At 31.2% G+C, this 19,388-nt stretch carries 28 protein-coding genes; 25 read left to right on the forward strand and 3 right to left on the reverse strand.

Going from position 1 to position 19,388, the window contains the following annotated elements; all coding sequences use genetic code 11:
* Positions 1 to 51: 51 nt before the first annotated feature.
* Positions 52 to 303, forward strand: a complete 252-nt coding sequence (locus FD18_RS10180) for a hypothetical protein (protein WP_235499899.1) — start codon at positions 52 to 54, stop codon at positions 301 to 303.
* Positions 304 to 380: 77 nt separating this feature from the next.
* Here FD18_RS10180 and FD18_RS06610 read toward each other — a convergent pair whose 3' ends face one another.
* Positions 381 to 1,961 carry an ATP-binding cassette domain-containing protein gene (locus FD18_RS06610; protein ID WP_057719156.1) on the reverse strand — a complete coding sequence of 527 codons (1,581 nt, stop codon included), beginning with the start codon at positions 1,959 to 1,961 and terminating at the stop codon, positions 381 to 383.
* Between the two features lie 136 nt (positions 1,962 to 2,097).
* Between FD18_RS06610 and FD18_RS06615 the strand changes: the two genes are divergently transcribed.
* The 19 genes from FD18_RS06615 to FD18_RS06705 all read left to right on the forward strand — a co-directional run bounded on the left by FD18_RS06615 (position 2,098) and on the right by FD18_RS06705 (position 15,246).
* Positions 2,098 to 2,433 (forward strand): hypothetical protein, encoded by a 336-nt coding sequence (locus FD18_RS06615; RefSeq protein ID WP_057719157.1) that lies wholly within the window; start codon positions 2,098 to 2,100, stop codon positions 2,431 to 2,433.
* Positions 2,433 to 2,879 carry a GNAT family N-acetyltransferase gene (locus FD18_RS06620; RefSeq protein ID WP_057719158.1) on the forward strand — a complete coding sequence of 149 codons (447 nt, stop codon included), beginning with the start codon at positions 2,433 to 2,435 and terminating at the stop codon, positions 2,877 to 2,879. The genes FD18_RS06615 and FD18_RS06620 overlap by 1 nt, the downstream gene beginning before the upstream one ends.
* A gap of 6 nt (positions 2,880 to 2,885) precedes the next feature.
* Positions 2,886 to 3,188: a MazG-like family protein gene (locus tag FD18_RS06625; protein WP_057719159.1), complete on the forward strand. Its 303-nt coding sequence runs from the start codon at positions 2,886 to 2,888 to the stop codon at positions 3,186 to 3,188.
* On the forward strand, positions 3,181 to 3,540 hold the full coding sequence (locus FD18_RS06630) for a DUF6176 family protein (RefSeq protein ID WP_057719160.1): 360 nt from the start codon (positions 3,181 to 3,183) through the stop codon (positions 3,538 to 3,540). Before FD18_RS06625 ends, FD18_RS06630 begins: the two co-directional genes overlap by 8 nt.
* A gap of 6 nt (positions 3,541 to 3,546) precedes the next feature.
* On the forward strand, positions 3,547 to 4,266 hold the full coding sequence (locus FD18_RS06635) for a hypothetical protein (protein ID WP_057719161.1): 720 nt from the start codon (positions 3,547 to 3,549) through the stop codon (positions 4,264 to 4,266).
* Positions 4,267 to 4,299: 33 nt separating this feature from the next.
* A complete protein-coding gene (locus FD18_RS06640) occupies positions 4,300 to 4,593 on the forward strand; it encodes a hypothetical protein (RefSeq protein WP_057719162.1) in 294 nt (97 codons plus the stop codon).
* 22 nt (positions 4,594 to 4,615) lie between these two features.
* Positions 4,616 to 4,822, forward strand: a complete 207-nt coding sequence (locus FD18_RS06645) for a DUF3923 family protein (RefSeq protein WP_057719163.1) — start codon at positions 4,616 to 4,618, stop codon at positions 4,820 to 4,822.
* A gap of 12 nt (positions 4,823 to 4,834) precedes the next feature.
* Positions 4,835 to 5,623: a tyrosine-protein phosphatase gene (locus tag FD18_RS06650; protein ID WP_057719164.1), complete on the forward strand. Its 789-nt coding sequence runs from the start codon at positions 4,835 to 4,837 to the stop codon at positions 5,621 to 5,623.
* A 175-nt stretch (positions 5,624 to 5,798) separates the two neighbouring features.
* Positions 5,799 to 6,332 (forward strand): Fic family protein, encoded by a 534-nt coding sequence (locus FD18_RS06655; RefSeq protein WP_235499900.1) that lies wholly within the window; start codon positions 5,799 to 5,801, stop codon positions 6,330 to 6,332.
* Positions 6,320 to 6,490: a hypothetical protein gene (locus FD18_RS10185; protein WP_003648894.1), complete on the forward strand. Its 171-nt coding sequence runs from the start codon at positions 6,320 to 6,322 to the stop codon at positions 6,488 to 6,490. The genes FD18_RS06655 and FD18_RS10185 overlap by 13 nt, the downstream gene beginning before the upstream one ends.
* Positions 6,491 to 6,656: 166 nt before the next feature.
* Positions 6,657 to 7,775: a hypothetical protein gene (locus FD18_RS06660; RefSeq protein WP_057719165.1), complete on the forward strand. Its 1,119-nt coding sequence runs from the start codon at positions 6,657 to 6,659 to the stop codon at positions 7,773 to 7,775.
* 115 nt (positions 7,776 to 7,890) lie between these two features.
* Positions 7,891 to 10,086, forward strand: coding sequence for a phospholipase D family protein (locus tag FD18_RS06665; RefSeq protein WP_057719166.1), 2,196 nt, complete (start codon positions 7,891 to 7,893; stop codon positions 10,084 to 10,086).
* Positions 10,087 to 10,227: 141 nt separating this feature from the next.
* Positions 10,228 to 10,773 (forward strand): GNAT family N-acetyltransferase, encoded by a 546-nt coding sequence (locus FD18_RS06670; RefSeq protein ID WP_057719167.1) that lies wholly within the window; start codon positions 10,228 to 10,230, stop codon positions 10,771 to 10,773.
* A complete protein-coding gene (locus tag FD18_RS06675) occupies positions 10,764 to 11,246 on the forward strand; it encodes a GNAT family N-acetyltransferase (RefSeq protein WP_057719168.1) in 483 nt (160 codons plus the stop codon). Before FD18_RS06670 ends, FD18_RS06675 begins: the two co-directional genes overlap by 10 nt.
* Positions 11,247 to 11,510: 264 nt before the next feature.
* Positions 11,511 to 12,131 carry an NUDIX hydrolase N-terminal domain-containing protein gene (locus FD18_RS06685; RefSeq protein WP_162257038.1) on the forward strand — a complete coding sequence of 207 codons (621 nt, stop codon included), beginning with the start codon at positions 11,511 to 11,513 and terminating at the stop codon, positions 12,129 to 12,131.
* 12 nt (positions 12,132 to 12,143) lie between these two features.
* A complete protein-coding gene (locus FD18_RS06690; protein ID WP_057719170.1) occupies positions 12,144 to 12,926 on the forward strand; it encodes an alpha/beta hydrolase in 783 nt (260 codons plus the stop codon).
* A gap of 25 nt (positions 12,927 to 12,951) precedes the next feature.
* On the forward strand, positions 12,952 to 14,145 hold the full coding sequence (locus FD18_RS10190) for an MFS transporter (RefSeq protein WP_057719171.1): 1,194 nt from the start codon (positions 12,952 to 12,954) through the stop codon (positions 14,143 to 14,145).
* On the forward strand, positions 14,135 to 14,530 hold the full coding sequence (locus FD18_RS06700) for a cytidine deaminase family protein (RefSeq protein ID WP_200953891.1): 396 nt from the start codon (positions 14,135 to 14,137) through the stop codon (positions 14,528 to 14,530). Before FD18_RS10190 ends, FD18_RS06700 begins: the two co-directional genes overlap by 11 nt.
* Before the next feature lie 2 nt (positions 14,531 to 14,532).
* Positions 14,533 to 15,246, forward strand: coding sequence for a coenzyme F420-0:L-glutamate ligase (locus tag FD18_RS06705; RefSeq protein WP_057719172.1), 714 nt, complete (start codon positions 14,533 to 14,535; stop codon positions 15,244 to 15,246).
* Between the two features lie 46 nt (positions 15,247 to 15,292).
* Here the strand turns inward: FD18_RS06705 and FD18_RS06710 are convergent, their stop codons facing one another.
* Together FD18_RS06710 and FD18_RS10195 are read right to left on the reverse strand one after the other, a co-directional pair.
* Positions 15,293 to 15,640, reverse strand: a complete 348-nt coding sequence (locus FD18_RS06710; protein WP_057719173.1) for a type II toxin-antitoxin system mRNA interferase toxin, RelE/StbE family — start codon at positions 15,638 to 15,640, stop codon at positions 15,293 to 15,295.
* On the reverse strand, positions 15,637 to 15,906 hold the full coding sequence (locus tag FD18_RS10195) for a hypothetical protein (protein WP_008470295.1): 270 nt from the start codon (positions 15,904 to 15,906) through the stop codon (positions 15,637 to 15,639). Before FD18_RS10195 ends, FD18_RS06710 begins: the two co-directional genes overlap by 4 nt.
* Before the next feature lie 84 nt (positions 15,907 to 15,990).
* Between FD18_RS10195 and FD18_RS06720 the strand changes: the two genes are divergently transcribed.
* The 5 genes from FD18_RS06720 to FD18_RS06740 are packed head-to-tail and all read left to right on the forward strand — an operon-like array spanning position 15,991 to position 19,351.
* Positions 15,991 to 16,491 (forward strand): kinase, encoded by a 501-nt coding sequence (locus FD18_RS06720; protein WP_057719174.1) that lies wholly within the window; start codon positions 15,991 to 15,993, stop codon positions 16,489 to 16,491.
* A 2-nt stretch (positions 16,492 to 16,493) separates the two neighbouring features.
* Positions 16,494 to 17,309: a phosphotransferase gene (locus FD18_RS06725; RefSeq protein WP_057719175.1), complete on the forward strand. Its 816-nt coding sequence runs from the start codon at positions 16,494 to 16,496 to the stop codon at positions 17,307 to 17,309.
* Positions 17,310 to 17,311: 2 nt separating this feature from the next.
* The gene (locus tag FD18_RS06730) at positions 17,312 to 17,776 is read left to right on the forward strand and encodes an NUDIX hydrolase (RefSeq protein WP_057719176.1); all 465 of its coding nucleotides are present in this window, start codon (positions 17,312 to 17,314) and stop codon (positions 17,774 to 17,776) included.
* Positions 17,777 to 17,795: 19 nt separating this feature from the next.
* Positions 17,796 to 18,557, forward strand: a complete 762-nt coding sequence (locus FD18_RS06735) for a nucleoside phosphorylase (RefSeq protein WP_057719177.1) — start codon at positions 17,796 to 17,798, stop codon at positions 18,555 to 18,557.
* A gap of 29 nt (positions 18,558 to 18,586) precedes the next feature.
* Complete coding sequence (locus FD18_RS06740; protein ID WP_057719178.1) at positions 18,587 to 19,351, forward strand: nucleoside phosphorylase; 765 nt, start codon at positions 18,587 to 18,589, stop codon at positions 19,349 to 19,351.
* Positions 19,352 to 19,388 lie beyond the last annotated feature (37 nt).

Consider the following 19,388-nt stretch of genomic DNA (forward strand, 5'->3'; position numbering starts at 1 on the left):
AGCTCAACTTTCTTTGCTCATTTTTCTAGTTCTCAGGAAAAGAGAGATTTTATGAAAGAAATAGGGGATGCGTATGAAAAGAAAGATAAGCAAAAACTTTTGACAATCAAAAGGGATATCGATCAATTACCGAATTCGAGACAAAAGAAGTATTATCAGCTGCAAATTGACCTAGTTTTGAATGTCTATTTAACAAAAGCAGCTGATATTCCAGATGAATTAAAAGATGCTACGGTTATTTTCGTAAGTCATCAATTGCATCAAGAAAATAAAGGTCTGTTTAATCAAATAATCAAAATTTAGCTGAGCTGTTATTAGGTAACATCTAATAAGACAAAAAGGGCATTGACTTGAATTTAGTCAACGTCCTTTTGTATATATTAGTTATTAAATTTAATAATTCGATCAAACATTGCTTTTTCTTGATCAGAGATTTTGTGAGCAACTTCAATTACTGCAAAATCAGGATTTTTCAGTAGAGTTTGATGAATCTGTAATGATAAGTCAATGTCCAAAGCGCTCGTTGCTTCATCCGCTAATAAAATTTGACGTCTAGCTAAAATAGCGCGAGCAATTTCGACTCTTTGAATTTGACCACCAGAAAGATTATTACCATTTTGACCAATTTGGTAATTGAGACCTTTTTCATTAACAAGTTCGTACAAGCCAGCTAATTTAATTGCATTTTGTAATTCAGCTTCTGAATATTTTTTACCTAGGGTTAAATTAAATAAAAGACTGCGATCAAACATGAACGGCTTTTGATTAATATAGCCAAAGTAATCATGAGACTTTAGCCAATTGCCTGTTAAATTATTTTGATCGATAACAATGGAACCAGCACTCGGCGTCAGCTGGCCTGCTAAAAGTTTTAAGAGAGTAGTTTTACCAAAGCCGCTGGGAGCCATTAATAGGACTTTTTCTCCAGCCTTAACTTTGAAGTTAACATTATTTAGAACTTTTTTATTGTTTATTGAGTAGGTTAAATCTTTAACTTCTAATTCATTGAACGTGAGAGATGGTTTAGAAGTGGCATTAGATTCTTTGAAATTCATTGCCTGTTTAACTTTATCCCAAATCGGTTTAGTCGAACAAATTTGATTAAGCTGGTCAAAAATCATTGTAATTGGATTAATGAAATCATTCGATAGTTGAACAATCATAACTAAAGTACCAGCTCCAATTTGACCGTTAAACATTAGCATTGCTCCAACTAAGAATGGAATAATAAAGCTAAAGATATCAGCAATAGTAATAATTAGCGTAGAAATTGCTCCTTGAGTGTAGTTTAAGGCTCTTAATGCATTTTCCATTTGTTTCGCCTGCTTAATGACATAAGAAATAACAGGAATCTGTGCGTCATACAGCATGGCTGTTTTTGATCCATTAATTGCATCAACTGTGGCTTGAGTATATTCGGCGTTTTGCTTTTCCCAGATAGCAGATTTATTTTGAATATCCTTAATGAAAAATTTTTGAATAAAACTAGGAATAATTGTAGCAATAACGAAAATGATAGTTAGAAGCCAAGAATTGATTAGACCAACAAAAATCGAAATTACAAAGGCAGCAATCTCAGAAATAATCATTAATTCATTCGTAATTTTCAGTGATTCGATTTGCTTAAGGTCATTAGTCATTAAATTTAGACCGTCTTTTTGTGAATCATTTTGCTGAGCAATTAAATAAGTGATAGTTTTCTCTTTTAACTTCAAGTTGATATCTCGCGTAATATCAGAGCGTAAATATCTATAAGCAAAATTGAGAAACATAATAATGATTAGTGAAATTGCTCCTAACGCAGCAATAAGAATTAATTGACTTAAGGAGCCACGATGATATTGAGCACTGTTAAGCATTATCTTCGTGACATAAGCGATGACGACATTACCACAAGCACTTATGCAGGCCAAAAGGGCATAAAGTGCTAGCTTCTTTTTGTTAGCAAACTTTAATGACATAAATATACCTTTCTAGACCCCATCAAAGTGACTCATTTAGTCGTTTCTTCTTTGATGAAAATAATATAGCATATTTTGTTGAAAATTAAAATAGTATTAGATATTATTTTAATAAAAGAATTTGGAGGAAGTGTAAATGCAAGAAAATGTAATATCGTTTATTAATACCTCACCTTTATTTATTGCAATTATTATTGGCTTTGTAGTTTCACTTAATGAAAATACTTCTATAAGAGTACCGATCATTATAGTTATTATTTCAACAATTATTAGTTTCCTTTTGCCAATTTTTAATTTAAAATCTTGGGTTACTTATCCAGTAATTATCTCTGAAAGTGCAGTGTTTGTTTTGGCCACAATGTTATTTAGTCAAAAGATGAAAAAGTGGCTGGCTTGGATTTTGGGTTTGATTGTAGGATTCGTGTGGGCAATTGTACTGCTTATTTTGCTAGGAGTGACTTTTAATATCTAATGTGTATTAGAAAGTATGAAAATTCTGATTTCGATCAATTGTGTCATGTGATGGATAGGGCACGACTGCAGGAATTAAAGACAGCTAATATGGAGCAAGTGTTTATCCAATTGGGGAATGCCCCATATTTAGGATATTTGTTAAAATGCAAAATTTATGTGGCCACTAAAGAAGAAAAAATAGTCGGATTCGTTGGGTTGCGACCACATGAACTATCGTTTTTATATGTAGATCCAACTTTTCAAAAGCATGGAGTCGGAAAGAAGCTAATGGAGTTTGCTTTAAAGCAATTAGAAAGACCAATAAAATTAGACGTGTTTACTGATAACTTGGCAGCCAAAATATTGTATGAAAAATATGGTTTTAAAGTAGTAAAAACTGTGGTTGAAAAGTGGTCTAATGAGTATCCAATAGAATTTTCACAGGATACGATGGAGATGAAGTAAATTAAAATGATTATTGATACTAAACAATTACAAAAAGCCGTTATTGAAAATAAGAAAAAACATAATTTTAATACTAATGATGTTAAATTTGAACTTCTTTTGTTGTACGGCGAAGTAAATGAACTGTTTCAAGCTTGGCTTAAAGAGGACCAAGAAAATATCAATGAAGAGCTTGCTGATGTGGCCATTTTTCTATTAGGAATTTCTGAAATGCTTGGGAATGATCTTGGTGAAGACATTGTTAAGAAAATGGCGATTAATGCAAAACGAAAATATGTGCATGGAAAGAAGATAAGTACTGATGACTAAGATAGAACTTACTCGTTTTAGAATTAAAAAAGGGAAAGAAGCTAAAGCTCAAGAGTGGATGGACTTTTTGAATGAACATCATGCTGATACTGTAGCCACAATGGCTGGGGAAAAGATGTATATTGAGAGTGTGTTCAAAGAAAAAAATCCAGATGGATATACATATTTTTACTGGTATTCAGTTCAAGGCGAAGGCGGAAATGCTGTTGAAGAATCAGAAAGCTATATTGATAAGAAACATATTGAATATTGGGACGAATGTATCGATATGGAGTATAAGCCAGTTGATATGGAATTGGAAGAAGATTTGATTGCACCGGCTGTTGAGAAGGTAATTGAAAGTGATGCGTAATGCTAAATGAAAAAGATTTTATTATCAACAGTTCACCATCCTGATGTGTCTTTAAAAAATTTAGAATATGTTTGTGATAAAGTGCAAACAATTTTTGATGAGGTTTACTTAACAATAAGTAATGTAACATCATCCAAAATCCAAGGTAGCCTTAGTAAGAAGTCTTTTCATTATCTTACAATTTTCCCAAATGGAGCAGCAGATGCTAGAAGAAAAGTTTTGAAATTTGCATTAAAAAACGTTAGTGAAAAAGATAATTATTTTTATTGTGATTTTGATAAAGTAATTGTTGCACTATTAAATCGAAATTCTGAATTTAAAAATTTTATTTCAACATTAAATTTAAAGAATGAATATCGAATTATAGGAAGAAATAGTCAAGATATTGAATCATATCCTGATACTTGGATTGAAACAGAAAGAATTACTAATAAAGTTGCTGCAACAATTTTCAAAATTGATAATGTTGATTTATTAGCAGGTTGCTGCGCGTTTGATAGTAACGTTGGAAAAGTAATCGCCGAAAATTCTACAGAAATATTAACGGATACAGAATGGCCATTAATTTGTAAAGACAGCCAAATAATAGTTAATTATAATGAAGTTTCATTTCTGCCATTTAATTTTCAATATAACAAAGGTAGAAATGATTATGACTGGCTGGGGTATATTCCACGATTAAAGTTGGCTTTGCAGGCTTTTGAGTCTTTTAAGAGACATATATAGATTATAAAGTTTATTTTTAAGGAGAAGATTTTTATGGAAGTAGATGTAAATGCATTTTTCCCTTATTTAGCAGCTGTCGTATATTTTTTATTCCAAGATTGGTTTAAGAAAATTCCAAAAGAATGGTATTTATCCGCAGCAGTTATTATTCCAATTGTAGTTATAGTTTTTCCTTTAAAAATACATGCTAGTATCATTCGACTTATTTTAGAATCATTATTATTAATATTGGCTTATCACGCTTTTTCGAAGAAATTAAGTGTGCCTGTTACTTTGGGTATATTTTTATTATCGGGATTATTAATGGCAATTTTGATATTTTGTTAGAATTTCTGAGAGGTAATGCTAAATGAAAGCATGGAAAATTAGTGGCAGTATTGTATTGATCTTATTTATAGTGATTAGTATATTTCTTTGTGTTAGAAAAATTGACGGTGCAGGTGTAGTACAAACACCTGAAATGAGAAATATTACTTTAATTATCTGGGGAGTATTTGGTTTAATCATTTTAATAGGCTATTTAATTTGGCTAGCAGTTTTAAAGCATAACAAATAGCAGAGGAACAATATGTACTCAAATCTATTACCAATCACAACAGCCATTAATCCGCGTGAACTAGGGAGATTAACTGGTTTTAGTAATCGTAAAATCCAGATGCATCGTTTACTTAGAACTGGCGATCTTAGTAAAATGTCGCCAGAAGACAGGCAATTTCTAAAAGATTACGGTGTGGTTAAAATTATTGACCTACGTTCAAAAGCAGAAAGCATTTCTCATCCTGATCCTCAAATTGACGGCGTTCAAAATATTTCTCTACCACTTTCTAGTGAAGAAGGGACATTAGGAGGAGAAAACAACTTAAAACAAGAAGCAAAATTATATAATGAGAATCCGTATGCTGCATTTAAAATGATGTGTGATCATTATAGAGATCATGTTATTGAAATACATGATCAAGAAACTGTTCGTCAAGTATTGAAAATATTGTCTGAAACTGACGAAGGAGCAGTTATTTTTCATTGCACCGAGGGAAAAGATCGGACCGGATTTGTTGCCTTATTTGTTTTATATATTTTAGGCGTTGACTTAGAATTAATACGACAGGATTATCTGGCGTCAAATGAGATTTTGACTGAATATCGCGCAGTCAGAGATAAGAAATTTCAAGAAGCTGGTAAAAGTTTAACTTTTAGAGCTAACATGAGAATTTTAAGTTCAGCATCTGATTCACTTTTTGATACAATTCTTTTAACTATTGAAAAAGAATATGGAGATCTCGAAACTTATTTAAGGGATGTTCTAAATGTGACTCCTGAATTAGAAAATAAATTACGCGAACTTTATTTGGAAAGATGATGCTATAGAATCAAAAGTTTTAGGCAAGAATAATTGATGATTTTATTTACTGAAAAAGGATAATGTATCATCATTTTTTCTAGGTTTTGTTTTATTATTAATTATGTTAGATATTATCAATTAATTTAGAGTTAAGGTGATAGAATGCAAATTTATACTAAATTAACTGATCTTCGTGATAAAAGGAAGTTCTTTATCCAAGTATGAAACTGCTGCTTTATTAGAAACTGGTTTAACAGCACATGGAAAACCGCTTGCAGATCATTTGGCAGCACTTGATTTGAGTAGAGCTTACGATTATGTTCAAGAATTAGCGATTGGAAAATTGCCTCTTGACGAAATTACTATTCGTGATATTAATCGCCTTGTAACTTATTCTGATAATCCTACTAAACGAGCAGAGGCTGGTCAGTATCGTCAAATTAAGGTATGGCCTAATGGCGCACCAGAAGTACATTATGCGGATCCAAGTGATATTCCTAATGACATGCAAAAGCTAATTCAGTGGTATCAAGAAGTAGAAGGAAAAGAGCACCCAGTGAAAGTAGCTGCTATGCTTCATTTAAAGTTTGTTACTATTCATCCCTTTAGAGATGGAAATGGTCGAACTGCACGACTTTTAATGAATTTTGAATTAGTAAAGCATGGTTATTTGATAATTAATATTCAACCAGATAAGATTAGTCGAATGCTTATATGGAAGCTTTAAAACAAGCACAAATTGAGGATAATTATGAGTCATTTATTGAATTAGTGGCTGATTATGAGCAAGATGAATTAGATCAGCGAATAGATTTATTAACTAGGATTGAAAAAGAAAGAAAATTCGCACAAAGTCAAACTAGATTGGATAAGTTTGATAAGTAATTAGTAAGACTAAAGCAGATTCTTGTATGAACCTGCTTTTTTTATTTGCCGTAAAGTATAAAACTAGTATAAAAAAAGCATAAAATCATTTGCTTAAGTATAAAATAAGTATAAAATAAGTATAAAATCTGTATTTTATACTTATTAATTGACTGAGGTGAGATTGATGGTTCAAGAAAATGAAGTTTTAAAAAATCCATTTATGCCAAGTTTTGGAAGAATTCCGCCAATGGTCCTAGATCAACAGACGATTATGAATAATTATATTTTTCATTTAAATCTAGGTGATGCAAAGTATCAGACATCATTAGTTTATGGAGTTAGAGGTAGTGGAAAGACAGTTTTTCTTTTAAATGTCCAAAGAAATTATGAAAAAGAGAAAAATCATTATTTTGTTCGGTTAAACTTGGGTCAAGGAAATCTGCTTTTTCAATTATTGAGCAGTTTGCAACAAATTTCAGGTATTGATTGGAAAGAAGTTTTAAAATCAATTCAAGGGATAAATTTATTTGGTAATGGAATGAGTTTTAAATCCGTTGAAGACATTGGAATAATAAATTATAGCGACGTTCTAAAACATATTTTAGTAAAGCTGAAAAAAAGAGGAATTTCTATTTTAGTTGGTATTGACGAAATTGAAGTAAGCGATGATGTTAGAGCTTTTGCCTCAGTTTATCAAACTTTAATTGGGGATGATTTAGATATTTCATTAATTATGACTGGTCTTCCCAGTAGAATTTCCGATTTACAGCATGAAAAGACATTAACTTTTTTACTGAGAAGTAATCGTATATATTTAAAGCCACTTGATAAAATGTCAGTTGAAGATAATTTTACAATGGCATTTAAGAGAGGAAACAAGACAATTTCTCCGTTAGTTATGAAAAGACTAATTGAGGGTGTAAAAGGATATGCTTATGCATTTCAGACAATAGGTTATTATGCTTGGGAGGAAAGTAAAGATGATATTAATAATCAAGTTGCTAACGAAGTAATTGATTTATCTAAATCCGATTTGTATCAAAATGCATATGAAAAATTATATACTGAGATTTCAAGTACTGATCGAAAGTTTCTAGATATAATGGCGCAATATCCGAGTTCAATAGTGCCAATTTCTTATATTGTTGATGAGCTAAAGAAAAGTAAAAATTATATTTCTGTATATCGAGCACGTTTATTAGATGATCAATTAATCTATGCTCCAGAGCGTGGATATGTAAGTTTTACGCTACCTTTCTTTTCAGATTTTATTCGATGGTATAAAGAAAATCATTTAATTTAAATAGCATTAATAAGCTAAGAAAAATTTTTCTGTAGCTTATTTTTTTAATTTGTTTATGATATAATTTTATCAAAATATTACGAACATATGTACGATAGTGCGATTGGAGGGACAAATGTTAACTATTTATGATTTAAAGAACAAGGTAATGCTAAATCAACCTGATTTTTTTAATCTGGTTGAAGGCTTTGACTCTTTTAAGGGTGTTAGTTTTGTTGGTAGTTTTAAGATAATTGAAAAAGAGTTAATGCCACGCTTTAAGCAAATTGATCTAATTTTAGGAATGGAAGACCAAAAAACTGGTAAAAATTTAGATCAGCTTTTTAATGTATCAAATAAAGTTAAAGAACTTCTTTCTGTAAGTGCTGACTTTTTGGATCGAATTGAGAATCAAACTTTGCAATTAAAATTTACTAAAGATGAATTATTTCATAGTAAATACTTTATTGTTGAAAACAAAACTGATTTTATTATCTTTAATGGATCAATGAACCTTACTCAAAAAGCTTTAAAGCATAATCATGAAATGCTTTGGATGTATCATGGTAAAAAGAATGATTTACAAGATTTAAAAATTTATGAAGAGCATCAAAAGCTTTTTAAGCATAATTTCGAAAAAGATAGTGTTGATTATCTAGATAGAAAGATTATTAATAATCTTTACGGCAAGACGAGAAAACAAATCACGGCAATTATCGCTGATGAAGTTGTAGATAAGATTCAGCAGAATATCGTTGAAGTAAATCCAGCAGACGTTGTTAAGATAACCAACGATGCTCAGCAAAAGGAACAAACTTATGAACTTCATCCTGAAACTGTCCAAAAAGTAGCTAAGGAGCTTTTTACTGAAAAAGGAAATAAGCGTCGAAACGAAGAAAAGGCAAGAGAAGAAGTTAAGAAAATTGTTTTTCAAGACTTTAGTGATTCTTCAGAAAATAGAGTAATAAAAGCAAGTGAACTATATCCCAAGCCTATTTGGGCACATCAAGAAGATAAGATTATTGTTGAAGATGAAAATAAATTATTCCATCCGCTTAAAGTAGATGAAAATCTTGTAACTGAAGATGATGTGCGGACTTTTGTAAGAATAATCGAAAGTTTTCGCTTTAACAAAGTAAAAAATGAAAGTCACCAAGCACTCTCGGCGTTTATCTATTTAATGACTGCTCCAATGATTTGGAAAATTAGAGAAATATATCGTAAGTCTAATTTTTCAAAAAGTGCTGATCAAATTCCGCTTTCTATGGTATTAATCGGACGTGGGACAACTGGAAAAACTTTATTAGTTCGTGATTATTTTAAGAAATTTACCGGGGACAATTCGCATAGTTTACAATATACCGAAATTAATGACGGAAATGCTTCTAGAACTGATAAGGCAGTGAAATTCTTAGATAATTATTTGCACTCTGCTCGTTTTATTTCTCCAATGATTGTTGATGAGTTAAACAGTAATTTCTTACACAGTAAGGTTGCACTTAATGCAATTAAACAATGGTCCAACACTATTCAAGGAATTCATAATATTAACATTTTTGCGATGAATCATAATGCTGGTAGTAGGGAAATCAATAATCTGGAAGAAATTACGAAACGTGTTTATTATCTATCGTTTGAAGCTCCATGGCTTCCATCGAATCAGCAAGAGATTAACTATAATATGTTAATTAACGATAACAATGACCATATTTATCGATACGTTGTTTATGAATTGAATAAACGTCTTGTCAATCTTACTGGTGAAGAAGAGGCTAATTTAATCGATGATTATTTAAGTTTAACTAAAAAAATTTTATCTAACTTGTTAAGGAAATATGGTTATTACGATAGATTAAAAGATATTTTAGGCAGTAATTATGATTATAAGATTGATCGTAATCGAATTACTTGGAAGATGTTAATTTTAGATGATCACTATGAACACATTGCCTTTACAGATGGTGATGATAAATATTTCCACGTTTCAAAAGCAATTTTTAATGATTTTAAAGCCAATGGGTATGAAAATATTAATCAGACTTTAGATAATTATTTTAATATGTTTCCTCGTGAAGCCGGAATTGCAATCGAACAGTACGGCAATGGGATGCGTCTTGACATCGATAAGTTTGATAAATTTGTTGGTGAACCTTTAATTAGAAATCACTATAAGAAATTACACAAAGATGAAACACAGCAAGATGATATGAAAGAATTTCTTAAAATACAGACTAAACAAACACAGGTAATGCAAGAAACTATGGAAAAGCTAACTAAGCAACAGGAAGAGAAAAATAGGAAAGGATTTTTTTCTCGTTTATTTAAACATTAGCTAAATAAGTTATAAGCAGAGATTGTAAAAAATCTCTGCTTTTTAATACCTGAAAAAAATATAAGTAATCTATTGAAAAAATTATTATACTTAAGTAATATTTAATTTAAATCAAAAATATAAACAAATGAGGTGAACAAATTGGGAAAATATCCGTTTATTTTACATAATTTTAAAACTAGAAAATATGATGTTGAATTAGTTTTACCTGAAACTTGGCAGGCAAAAGACTTATTTGATCAGCTGCAGAAAAATTTAATTGAATTTTCTAAATGGTTAGTTTGGGCTGACAAAATTGATTCTGTTCAAAAGGAAGTAGATTCAATTAAGCAATTTCAACAGAAAATGGTTGATGGTACAGCATTTAATTTGGTAATTTTAGTTGATGAAATTCCAGCTGGCATGATTGACTTACATGACTTAAATTCAGAGTCAGGTGAAGTTGGATATTGGCTGTCGAATGATTTTCAGCACTTAGGAATTATGACTGAATCTGTCGAATTTCTTAAAAAGTATGCATTTGAACAATTAGGGCTCAAATATTTAATTTTAAGAACTCATCCTCAAAATTTTGCAAGTCAGAATGTGGCTAAGCGAAGTGGATTTGAATATCAAAAAAATGATAATAATGGTCATAAAAAGTTTATCTTAAAAAATAATGTTAGGAGAACAGAAACATGGAACTAAAAAAGGTAACTAATCAAAATCTTTGGGATGTTGTAAATCTTAAAGTTAAGTCAGATCAAAAAGAATATGTTGCAGATAATGCGACTAGTTTGTTAGAAGCATACGCAACTCAAAATGAAGGTGAAAAAGTTGAAACCTTTGCTGTTTATGAAAAAGATAATTTGGTTGGCTTTGCAATGATTAACTTTAATGTATGCAACTGGGAAGGTGCACCAAAAGTTGCTCGTAATAATTATTGCTTGTGGCGTTTTATGATTGATCAAAAATATCAAGATCAGGGATTAGGAGTAGATGCGCTAGCTACACTTATTAAATATATGAAAACGATGCCTTTAGGAAATGGAAATAAAGTGTATCTTTCTTACGTTCCTTCAAATGTTGCCGCTCAACAGTTATATAAGGCTGCTGGTTTTGTACCTAATGGTGAGAGAATTGAAGAAGAAGTTGTTTTAGTTTTAGATTTGGAGAAATAAGTTTATGAAAGTTTTATCTAAATTAATGATTAAAGGAATAGGAATATGTTTTGTCCTATTAATGTTCTATTTTGTGATAAATTTATTCATTAATTTTAATGTTTTTCAGATCTCGAATATTTTCGGCGTACAATTAATAATTGACGTATCAAAAGGAAGAACTGTAACAATGAACAGCATTACACCTAATTTTTATATTAGTTTATTACTTTTTACTCTTTTTTATGGAGGAATAACATTTTGGATAAACAAGAGAAGAAGCAAATTATGAAGCAGGATCAACTTATTGACTGGGCAAAGAGACTTCAAAGTTTGGCGCAAGCTGGCTTAACGTATGGGAAAGATAATTTTGACTTAGAGAGATATCAAGAAATTCGCGATATTTCAGCTGAAATGATGGCAGAAAAATCTGGTTTGCCAGTTGAAAAGGTAAAAGAACTTTTCTGCAACGAAGTGGGATATCAAACACCTAAGCTTGGAACTCGGGCAGCTATTTTTAAAGATAATAAAATTCTGCTTGTTCAAGAAAATGATGGTACTTGGTCAATTCCTGGTGGTTGGTGTGAAGTGAATCTTTCTGTTAAGGAAAATGTAATCAAAGAAATCAAGGAAGAAGCTGGAATTGATATTGCTGTTGAAAGATTAATTGCGATCCATGACAGTAATAAGCATTATAAGGGAATGTATCCTTATGGGATTACAACAGTATTTTTCTCATGTAAACCAACAGGCGGTAGTTTCACAGAAAATGATGAAACAATTGCTAGTGGATATTTTGCATTAGATAATTTGCCTGAATTAAGTGAAGACAAGGGATCAAAAGAACAAGTAGAGATGTGCTTTAAGGCATATCATAATCCTACCTGGCAAGCGGAATTCGAATAGGAAAGGAGCATTATGCAGAGAAGAGAGATTGAAACTGAATTAGGTAAAATTAATTTTGCATATCGAAAAGGAGACCCATTAGTTGTTTTCTTGAATGGCTTTGGTAGCTTTGGTACAGGTCAATCCTTTTTAAAAGTAATTGAATCTTTGCCAAATGAGTATGGTTATTTTGCACCGGATTATTTGAATAGTGGCTTCAGTGGTACGTCTTTAAAGGACTATACGGTAGCAGATGAAGCTACTGAATTAGCAAAAATTATTAATGATTTTAAAGCAGAAAAAGTTATTATTTTGTCTCATAGCATTGGTGGTGTATATGCTATGCAAATGAAAGATAAGATCAATAATTTAAAGGCTTTTGTAGGAATTGAACCAACTACTAGAGAAATTATGTTAAATCCTCCAAAGGAACCGGCTTATATTGAGAAAAATAAAAACATGGCAAAACTTCAAGAAAAAATTGAAGCTGATCTTAGAGAACTTTTCACTCCAGAAGAAAATAAAAAGTTTTGGGCAATTACAGAACAAAATGCAAAAAAATTTGATGAAAAAGATAATTTGAATGCACAAGCAGCTTACGAAAATGATTCATTTTGGAAAGCTGATACTAGGATAAGCGATAAAACACCAGCTATTGTTATTACAGAGAAGTACCGTGAAAATGAATATAAGCGGTCAGAGTATGCTTCAAATAATTCGAAATCTAAAGTCATAACATTGGGTAATTCGCATTATATTCATTTTGAATATCCAAAGAAAATTGCAGAAATAGTTGAAGAGGTTATAGATTTTTAAGAAAAAATAATAGGAGTTGATGATTATGAGGTTAAAGAGTGTAAGCTTTAAAATTGTAGTTTTATTTTTAGTTTTTACAGCAGTTTTTACACTTTTCCGATCATCAATGTCAGGAATTTTTTCATTATTTTATGCTAAAAATGGAATCCCAAATGCAAATATTAGTTCAATAAAATCTTTTCAAAACATCGGTATTATGTTTGGGCTTCTTCCAGCCGGATATTTGGCGGATAAAGTTGGAAGATTGAAAGTTCTAGCTTTATCATCTTTAGTTATTGCCACGAGTTTTTTCATTCTAATTCTATTTAGAAACTTCTTTTTCTTTTCAATGGCAGAGCTTTTATATGGTATTGGCTTGGCACTTAATTCAGGTACTTTGCTTGCTTACATAACTGATTTACAGGAACAAAATGAAATTGCTCCTAGTAGCAAACTAATGGGGATGCAAGTAATCGTTTTGAATTTAACTACTTTAATTGGTGGAAATATTGGTACTTGGCTATTTGGAATTAAAGACACTGCACCGATATGGTTTGCAATGCTTGGACTTGTGTTATACCCAACCCTTATTTGGTTCATGATAAGTTTCTTATCCTTTTCAGATAATAGAGCTTCTAGTAAAAAGAAAGATAAATATAATATTAAAAATATTGTTGGCTTTTTTAGAAAAAGAAACTTTTGGATATTATTGTTGCTGAATGTGGGCTATGATTGTGGAACGCAATTTATCCTTATCTATTGGTCAATTATTTATGTTGAGAAATTAGGCTTTAATCTTTCACTGGTTTATACGTTATTTATGTGTGCACTAATTCTAGGTTCGGTTTTATTTAGTAGAATTTCTACTTTCCTTAATTCAAAAGGAATTACTTTGTTAAATACTGGAAGTATGATTGGAGCATTTATATTAAGTGGGACTCTAAAAAATAAATATTTACTGCTTTGCCTTTTTCTATTAATTGAATTATTAATGGGAATGATGTCAGGACAAATTTCAGCTACTAGTAATGAAGCTATTTATGGAGAAAGCAATAAGTCGACTATGCTTTCAACTGTTTCATTTATTGCAGAGATCTTAGTTAGTATTTCATTATTTATAAGCAATAGTATTATGAAAGTATTTGGAGATTTAAAAGTAATGTTTTTTGTCTCCGCAGTGTATTTTGGTGTTGTTTTGCTAACAATACCTTTAATAAAGGAAAAACAAAATGTTAGATAAAACTTGGCAAAAGATGTATGAAGAAGCTAAAAGTGTACAGGGATTTAGACAAATATCTGATCATCTAGAAGCAGGCGGAGTAGCAGCTGCTGTTTTGAGTAATACAGGAAAAATTTATACAGGGGTTTGTATTGATACCGCTTGTACTTTAGGAGTGTGTGCAGAACGCAATGCTTTATTCAGCATGATCACTTGTGGTGAAAATCATTTCAAGAGAGTCTTAGCCATCATGTCTAATGGAAAGAATGGCGCACCGTGTGGAGCTTGTCGTGAATTTATGGTACAGCTTATGGAAAAAGACTATAAAAATATTGAAGTATTGATGGATTACGACAGGGAAGAAATTACTACTCTGGGCAGGTTAACACCTGATTGGTGGTTATAGTCATGATTACAATTGAAGCATTGCATAATTTCCCTAAGATAGAGAAAAATTGCAATTTAGGTACAGAAATAATTAAAACAATCAAAAATGAAAATTTTATTCTTCATAATAATGATGTTTTATGTATTGCTTCTAAGTTGATTTCTAAATCTGCAGGTCTGTTTATTGATTTAAAATCTATTAATCCAAGTCAATTAACCTTACGTTTGCATCAGCAAATACCCAGAAAAGATCCAAGACTAATTCAGGTTATAATTGATCAAACCGAAGATAAGAATGGTAAGAAACTACAGATATCTAAGAACTTTATTGGTGGGTGGCTGCCGAATGGGTTGTTTTTAACCAGTGCAGGAGTAGATAAACTTGATGCGAATACTGCAATGGTTTTACCCCGAAATTGTGATGAAATTGCTAAGAAAATTAGTGAAGATATTTTTGATCAATTAAAAGTCAGAGTAGCTATCATAATTACCGATAGTGATGGGAGAATTGATAAAAAAGGTGCTACTCAAGTAGCAGTTGGACTGTATGGTATTTCTGGCTTAAGAAAAAGTCGGTATGAAGATAAAACTAATGTTGAAACTATCTGTGATATGTTAGCGGGTTCTGCAGGCTTATTGATGGGGCAAAGAGGGAAAAGGCTGCCTATTGTTAAAATTCACGGTATGGATTATGTGTTTGGCAAGACTGCAACAGTTAAAGATGCAGTGAACTAATTTTTTATCATATATAAAAAGATCAACTTCTAATTGAAATTGATCTTCAAAGTTTATTATTTAATAGTGTCTTTGGCTTATGTTTAGTAAGAATTTCATGATTGCCTGTAGAAACTAAGGTAAGTATTAATTTGTTTTTTGAAAAAGTATAAATTACAATCCATTGATCATAATTCAGATTACTATTAGAACTTAAACGTCCAGGATGAAATTCGTTAAATCCCTTCCAATTTCCTTGCAGAGAATGGTGCTTAATTTTCTTTAGAATTTTATTATCTTGAGCAATTATTGCTTTTAAACACTGGGTAATTAATTTAATTGGATAGTTTTTCTTTTTTAGTTTTTTTAATTCTTTTTTATAAGTTGGAGAAAAATAGACTTCTACTTGTTTCATAAGTTATCCATCCATTTATCTAGATCGTCTAAAGAACCTATTTTTTCAATATTGCCATTTTCTACTTCAGATTTTCCTTGTAAAGCTTCTGGTGTATCGAGAAAATTAAGTAACTCAATATCATCATCAGCAGCTTTTCCAACTGCGAATCTTAGAAATTCTGAAAGTGTTATTCCTCGTTTAGCTAAATTCTTTATGGCCTTATCTTTAACAGATTTTGATACACGAGTAGATGCACTACTGTTTCTTACTATCATATTATCCATAAAATCATCTCCTTATTTGTAATACCATTGTATTACATTTATTAAATATATCAAAATTATTTAATTATTGTGAAGGGAATTCTAATGATATCAAAACTAATTATAATTCGTGGAAACTCTGGCAGTGGCAAAACTACATTGTCTAAAGAAATTCACCATCGATTGCCGCACAATACACTATTGATTCCGCAAGATACAGTTAGAAGGGAAATGCTGAATGTTAAAGACGGAGAAAAGACATTTGCTTTGCCATTATTAGAAAACTTGCTTGAATACGGTTATCATCACTGCTCTTACACTATCTTAGAAGGAATCCTAAATGCAAAATGGTATGCTGACTTATTTAAAGAAGCACAAGAACTTTTTGGTAGCCAAATTTATGCCTACTATTTTGATATTCCATTTGAAGAAACAATGAAGCGGTATCAAACACGGCATGAATATTCTTTTGGTAAAGAAAAAATGCGCTCATGGTGGAATGAAAAAGATTATATTGGCTTTATTCCAGAGTATGCTTTTACTAGTCAGATACATTTAGCTGATGAAATCTCAATTGTAATGAATGACATTCAAGCAGGAGACTGAGAATGATTTTGATTGAAAAATTAAATCAAAAATTACAAAGTAATCTGAAGCCAATCGATCATGAATCTCTTAATAAAACTTTTATTGGGTATAGTAATTTGTATCATGAATCGGTTTTTGTAAAACAATTTGCTAAAGAGCAAGGATGTTATACAGAAGAAATAGTTACAAAACAAATGAATGATCGAATGATAACGACTTTTTCAATTGATAATAAATATATTTTAGTATTAAAAGACGTTGAACCTAGAGACATTTCCTCCATTATTGATCAAAATTTAGCTTTCAAAATGGGACAAGTTTTAGGTAAGTTTCATATGCAAATTAAACCATTTCCTAAAATTAAGATTGTACGAAATCAATTTGATGACTATCTGTCAGAGATAGATACTTTTCAAGATTCTTTCTATAGAAATCAGTTAAATAAAGTAGCAAAAAAATTTATGACGCATAAAAATGAAATTCAAAAAGATCTGAAAAACAATTCACATTTTGTTTTACATGGGGATGTAGGAATCAGAAATTATAAGTATATCGGTGGGAAGTTGACTTTAATTGATTTTGAAAAAGCACGTCTTGGTCCCGTATATCAAGACTTTATCAAATTGTTTTATCAAGATTTCTCATTGAATCCAGATTTAATTGACTCATTTTTAAAAGGATATTCTACTAAAAACTTGAACTATCAATTATTGAGTTTGACTAAACAATATCTAATTTTCACAACAGCAATTGGAATATTTAATTATACTGAAAAAATTGAAGATCTGGCTTTTAAAAAAGTTGGTGAGCGAATGCTCGCCAGTATAGAGGACTAGCAATGACTCAAGACTACATTAAAACTTTACGCAAAAAAGTTGGTCATGAACCAATTATTTTAAATTTTTCCGGTGGAATTTTGACTAATAATCAGAATGAAATCTTACTTCAAAAAAGATCAGATTTTAATGCATGGGGCTTACCTGGTGGTGCTTTAGAATTTGGAGAATCAGCCCAAGAAGCATGCGTTCGAGAATTTTTAGAAGAAACTGGCTTAAAAGTAAGAACTAAATCATTATTAGGCCTTTCAACTAATTTTATCCAATATTATCCAAATCAAGATGTAGCACAGGCAGTAACTATTGAATTTATTGTTGAACTAGTAGAAAAAACATCAAAAGAAGTCAGCTCTGAAACTCTTGACTTGAAATATTTTTCTAAAGATAAATTACCCAAGATTTTTAACAAGCAACATCAGCTTTTTATTGATCATTACTTTAATGGCGACTATCCATTTATTGATTAAGGAGGGGGAGAGGGTATACATGAATGAACAACCATTTATTTTAGATATTGATTTAAATAAACAAGCTGTAATAGAACCTGGAGTCGAAAATTTACAGTATAAGTTTCATGAAAAATTGCTTTTTGCATTTGTTCCAGATGATGAAATTAAATCTTTTTTAGATAGACACTCTCATAAGACTTTGGGCAAATTTAAAACTGTTTCGTTTAGGCCTAAGGTATATGAAGTGGAAATCAATAATCAACTAATTACGTTATGTCAAGCCCCAGTGGGAGCATCAGCTTCAACTAAATTTTTGGATTGGTTGATTAATTATGGAGTTAAACAAGTTTTATCTGTTGGAAATGCAGGGGCACTGACTGATCTGCCTGAAAACACGATATTTGTTCCACAAAGAGCGATTCGCGGAGAAGGTACATCCTTTTATTACAAAGAACCAAGTAAGATGATTACATTAAATGAAAAGTTTGTGCGAAGCGTTGAAAGTGAAATAAAGAAATTAGGTCTTAAATATGAAGAAGGAATAACTTGGACAACCGATGGCTTTTTTAGAGAAACACCCAAGCAAGTTTTACAAGCCAAAGAATTAGGTGCAAAAACTGTCGAAATGGAGTGCTCAGCTTTAGCTGCTTGTGCAGAATTCAGAAACATAAATTTTGCGCAAATTTTGTTTACTGCCGATAGTTTGGCTGATATGGATAATTATGATAAACGTAACTGGGGCCATGATTCATATAGTGTTGGTTTGAATATTGGATCTCAGGTATTAGTGAATTTATAATATTTCAACTAAAAATGGAGTGGAAAACTATGAATGAACAACCATTTATTTTAGACTTTGACAAAAATCCGCATGCTGTTCTTGAACCAAATCACGATCAAGAACCATTTCATTTTCATCCAAGATTGCTTTACGCGTTTGTGCCAGAAAAAGAAATTAAAGCATTTTTAGATCAACATCTTCATCGCACTTTAGGCGAATTTGAATCATGCTCTTTTAATCCAAAAATCTATGAAGTTCAAATTGATAATGAATTGTTTACTTTGTGTCAGGCACCCTTAGGAGCACCAGCAGCTGTGCAATTGCTTGAATGGTTAATTGCTTATGGCGTAAAAAAAGTTTTAACGTTTGGTACTTGCGGTGCCTTGAATGACTTACCAGAAAATGAGATGCTTTTAGTTAAAAGAGCGATCCGGGATGAAGGAACATCTTTTCATTACATGGAGCCAGGACAGTTTGTTGACTTAGATCGTGATTTTTTGAATCAAGTAGAAGGCGTATTATCTGAATTAAGTTTGAAATATGATGAGATCACTACTTGGACAACTGATGGTTTCTTTAGAGAAACGCCTAAAAAAGTAGCACAATTTCGTCGGCTAGGAGCAGCAACTGTTGAAATGGAATGCGCTGGGTTGGCAGCATGTGCGAAGTTTAGAAAAGTGGATTGTGCGCAAATCCTATTTACCGCCGATACCTTAGCTGATATGGAAAATTATGATGAACGTGATTGGGGCAGTGAATCACATAGCCTTGGTTTAGAAATTGGATCTAAGGTTCTGACTAAGATCAAATAGTAGTTTGTTAAAAAGGTTTGGAATTAACTCCAAACCT

This window comes from Lactobacillus taiwanensis DSM 21401 (genome assembly GCF_001436695.1).
In the GTDB taxonomy this organism is placed as follows: Bacteria; Bacillota; Bacilli; order Lactobacillales; family Lactobacillaceae; genus Lactobacillus; species Lactobacillus taiwanensis.

Coding starts and splice junctions, on each gene's coding strand:
- FD18_RS10185 (WP_003648894.1), top strand. CDS start 6,320: ATGGAAGCTTTAAAACAAGCACAAATTGAGGATAATTATGAGTCATTT.
- FD18_RS06660 (WP_057719165.1), top strand. CDS start 6,657: ATGGTTCAAGAAAATGAAGTTTTAAAAAATCCATTTATGCCAAGTTTT.
- FD18_RS06710 (WP_057719173.1), bottom strand. CDS start 15,640: ATGAAACAAGTAGAAGTCTATTTTTCTCCAACTTATAAAAAAGAATTA.
- FD18_RS06645 (WP_057719163.1), top strand. CDS start 4,616: ATGAAAGCATGGAAAATTAGTGGCAGTATTGTATTGATCTTATTTATA.
- FD18_RS06615 (WP_057719157.1), top strand. CDS start 2,098: ATGCAAGAAAATGTAATATCGTTTATTAATACCTCACCTTTATTTATT.
- FD18_RS06665 (WP_057719166.1), top strand. CDS start 7,891: ATGTTAACTATTTATGATTTAAAGAACAAGGTAATGCTAAATCAACCT.
- FD18_RS06610 (WP_057719156.1), bottom strand. CDS start 1,961: ATGTCATTAAAGTTTGCTAACAAAAAGAAGCTAGCACTTTATGCCCTT.
- FD18_RS06625 (WP_057719159.1), top strand. CDS start 2,886: ATGATTATTGATACTAAACAATTACAAAAAGCCGTTATTGAAAATAAG.
- FD18_RS06690 (WP_057719170.1), top strand. CDS start 12,144: ATGCAGAGAAGAGAGATTGAAACTGAATTAGGTAAAATTAATTTTGCA.
- FD18_RS06720 (WP_057719174.1), top strand. CDS start 15,991: ATGATATCAAAACTAATTATAATTCGTGGAAACTCTGGCAGTGGCAAA.
- FD18_RS06700 (WP_200953891.1), top strand. CDS start 14,135: ATGTTAGATAAAACTTGGCAAAAGATGTATGAAGAAGCTAAAAGTGTA.
- FD18_RS06640 (WP_057719162.1), top strand. CDS start 4,300: ATGGAAGTAGATGTAAATGCATTTTTCCCTTATTTAGCAGCTGTCGTA.
- FD18_RS06730 (WP_057719176.1), top strand. CDS start 17,312: ATGACTCAAGACTACATTAAAACTTTACGCAAAAAAGTTGGTCATGAA.
- FD18_RS06735 (WP_057719177.1), top strand. CDS start 17,796: ATGAATGAACAACCATTTATTTTAGATATTGATTTAAATAAACAAGCT.
- FD18_RS06650 (WP_057719164.1), top strand. CDS start 4,835: ATGTACTCAAATCTATTACCAATCACAACAGCCATTAATCCGCGTGAA.
- FD18_RS10190 (WP_057719171.1), top strand. CDS start 12,952: ATGAGGTTAAAGAGTGTAAGCTTTAAAATTGTAGTTTTATTTTTAGTT.
- FD18_RS06675 (WP_057719168.1), top strand. CDS start 10,764: ATGGAACTAAAAAAGGTAACTAATCAAAATCTTTGGGATGTTGTAAAT.
- FD18_RS06635 (WP_057719161.1), top strand. CDS start 3,547: ATGAAAAAGATTTTATTATCAACAGTTCACCATCCTGATGTGTCTTTA.
- FD18_RS06705 (WP_057719172.1), top strand. CDS start 14,533: ATGATTACAATTGAAGCATTGCATAATTTCCCTAAGATAGAGAAAAAT.
- FD18_RS10195 (WP_008470295.1), bottom strand. CDS start 15,906: ATGGATAATATGATAGTAAGAAACAGTAGTGCATCTACTCGTGTATCA.
- FD18_RS10180 (WP_235499899.1), top strand. CDS start 52: ATGAAAGAAATAGGGGATGCGTATGAAAAGAAAGATAAGCAAAAACTT.
- FD18_RS06740 (WP_057719178.1), top strand. CDS start 18,587: ATGAATGAACAACCATTTATTTTAGACTTTGACAAAAATCCGCATGCT.
- FD18_RS06630 (WP_057719160.1), top strand. CDS start 3,181: ATGACTAAGATAGAACTTACTCGTTTTAGAATTAAAAAAGGGAAAGAA.
- FD18_RS06725 (WP_057719175.1), top strand. CDS start 16,494: ATGATTTTGATTGAAAAATTAAATCAAAAATTACAAAGTAATCTGAAG.
- FD18_RS06620 (WP_057719158.1), top strand. CDS start 2,433: ATGTGTATTAGAAAGTATGAAAATTCTGATTTCGATCAATTGTGTCAT.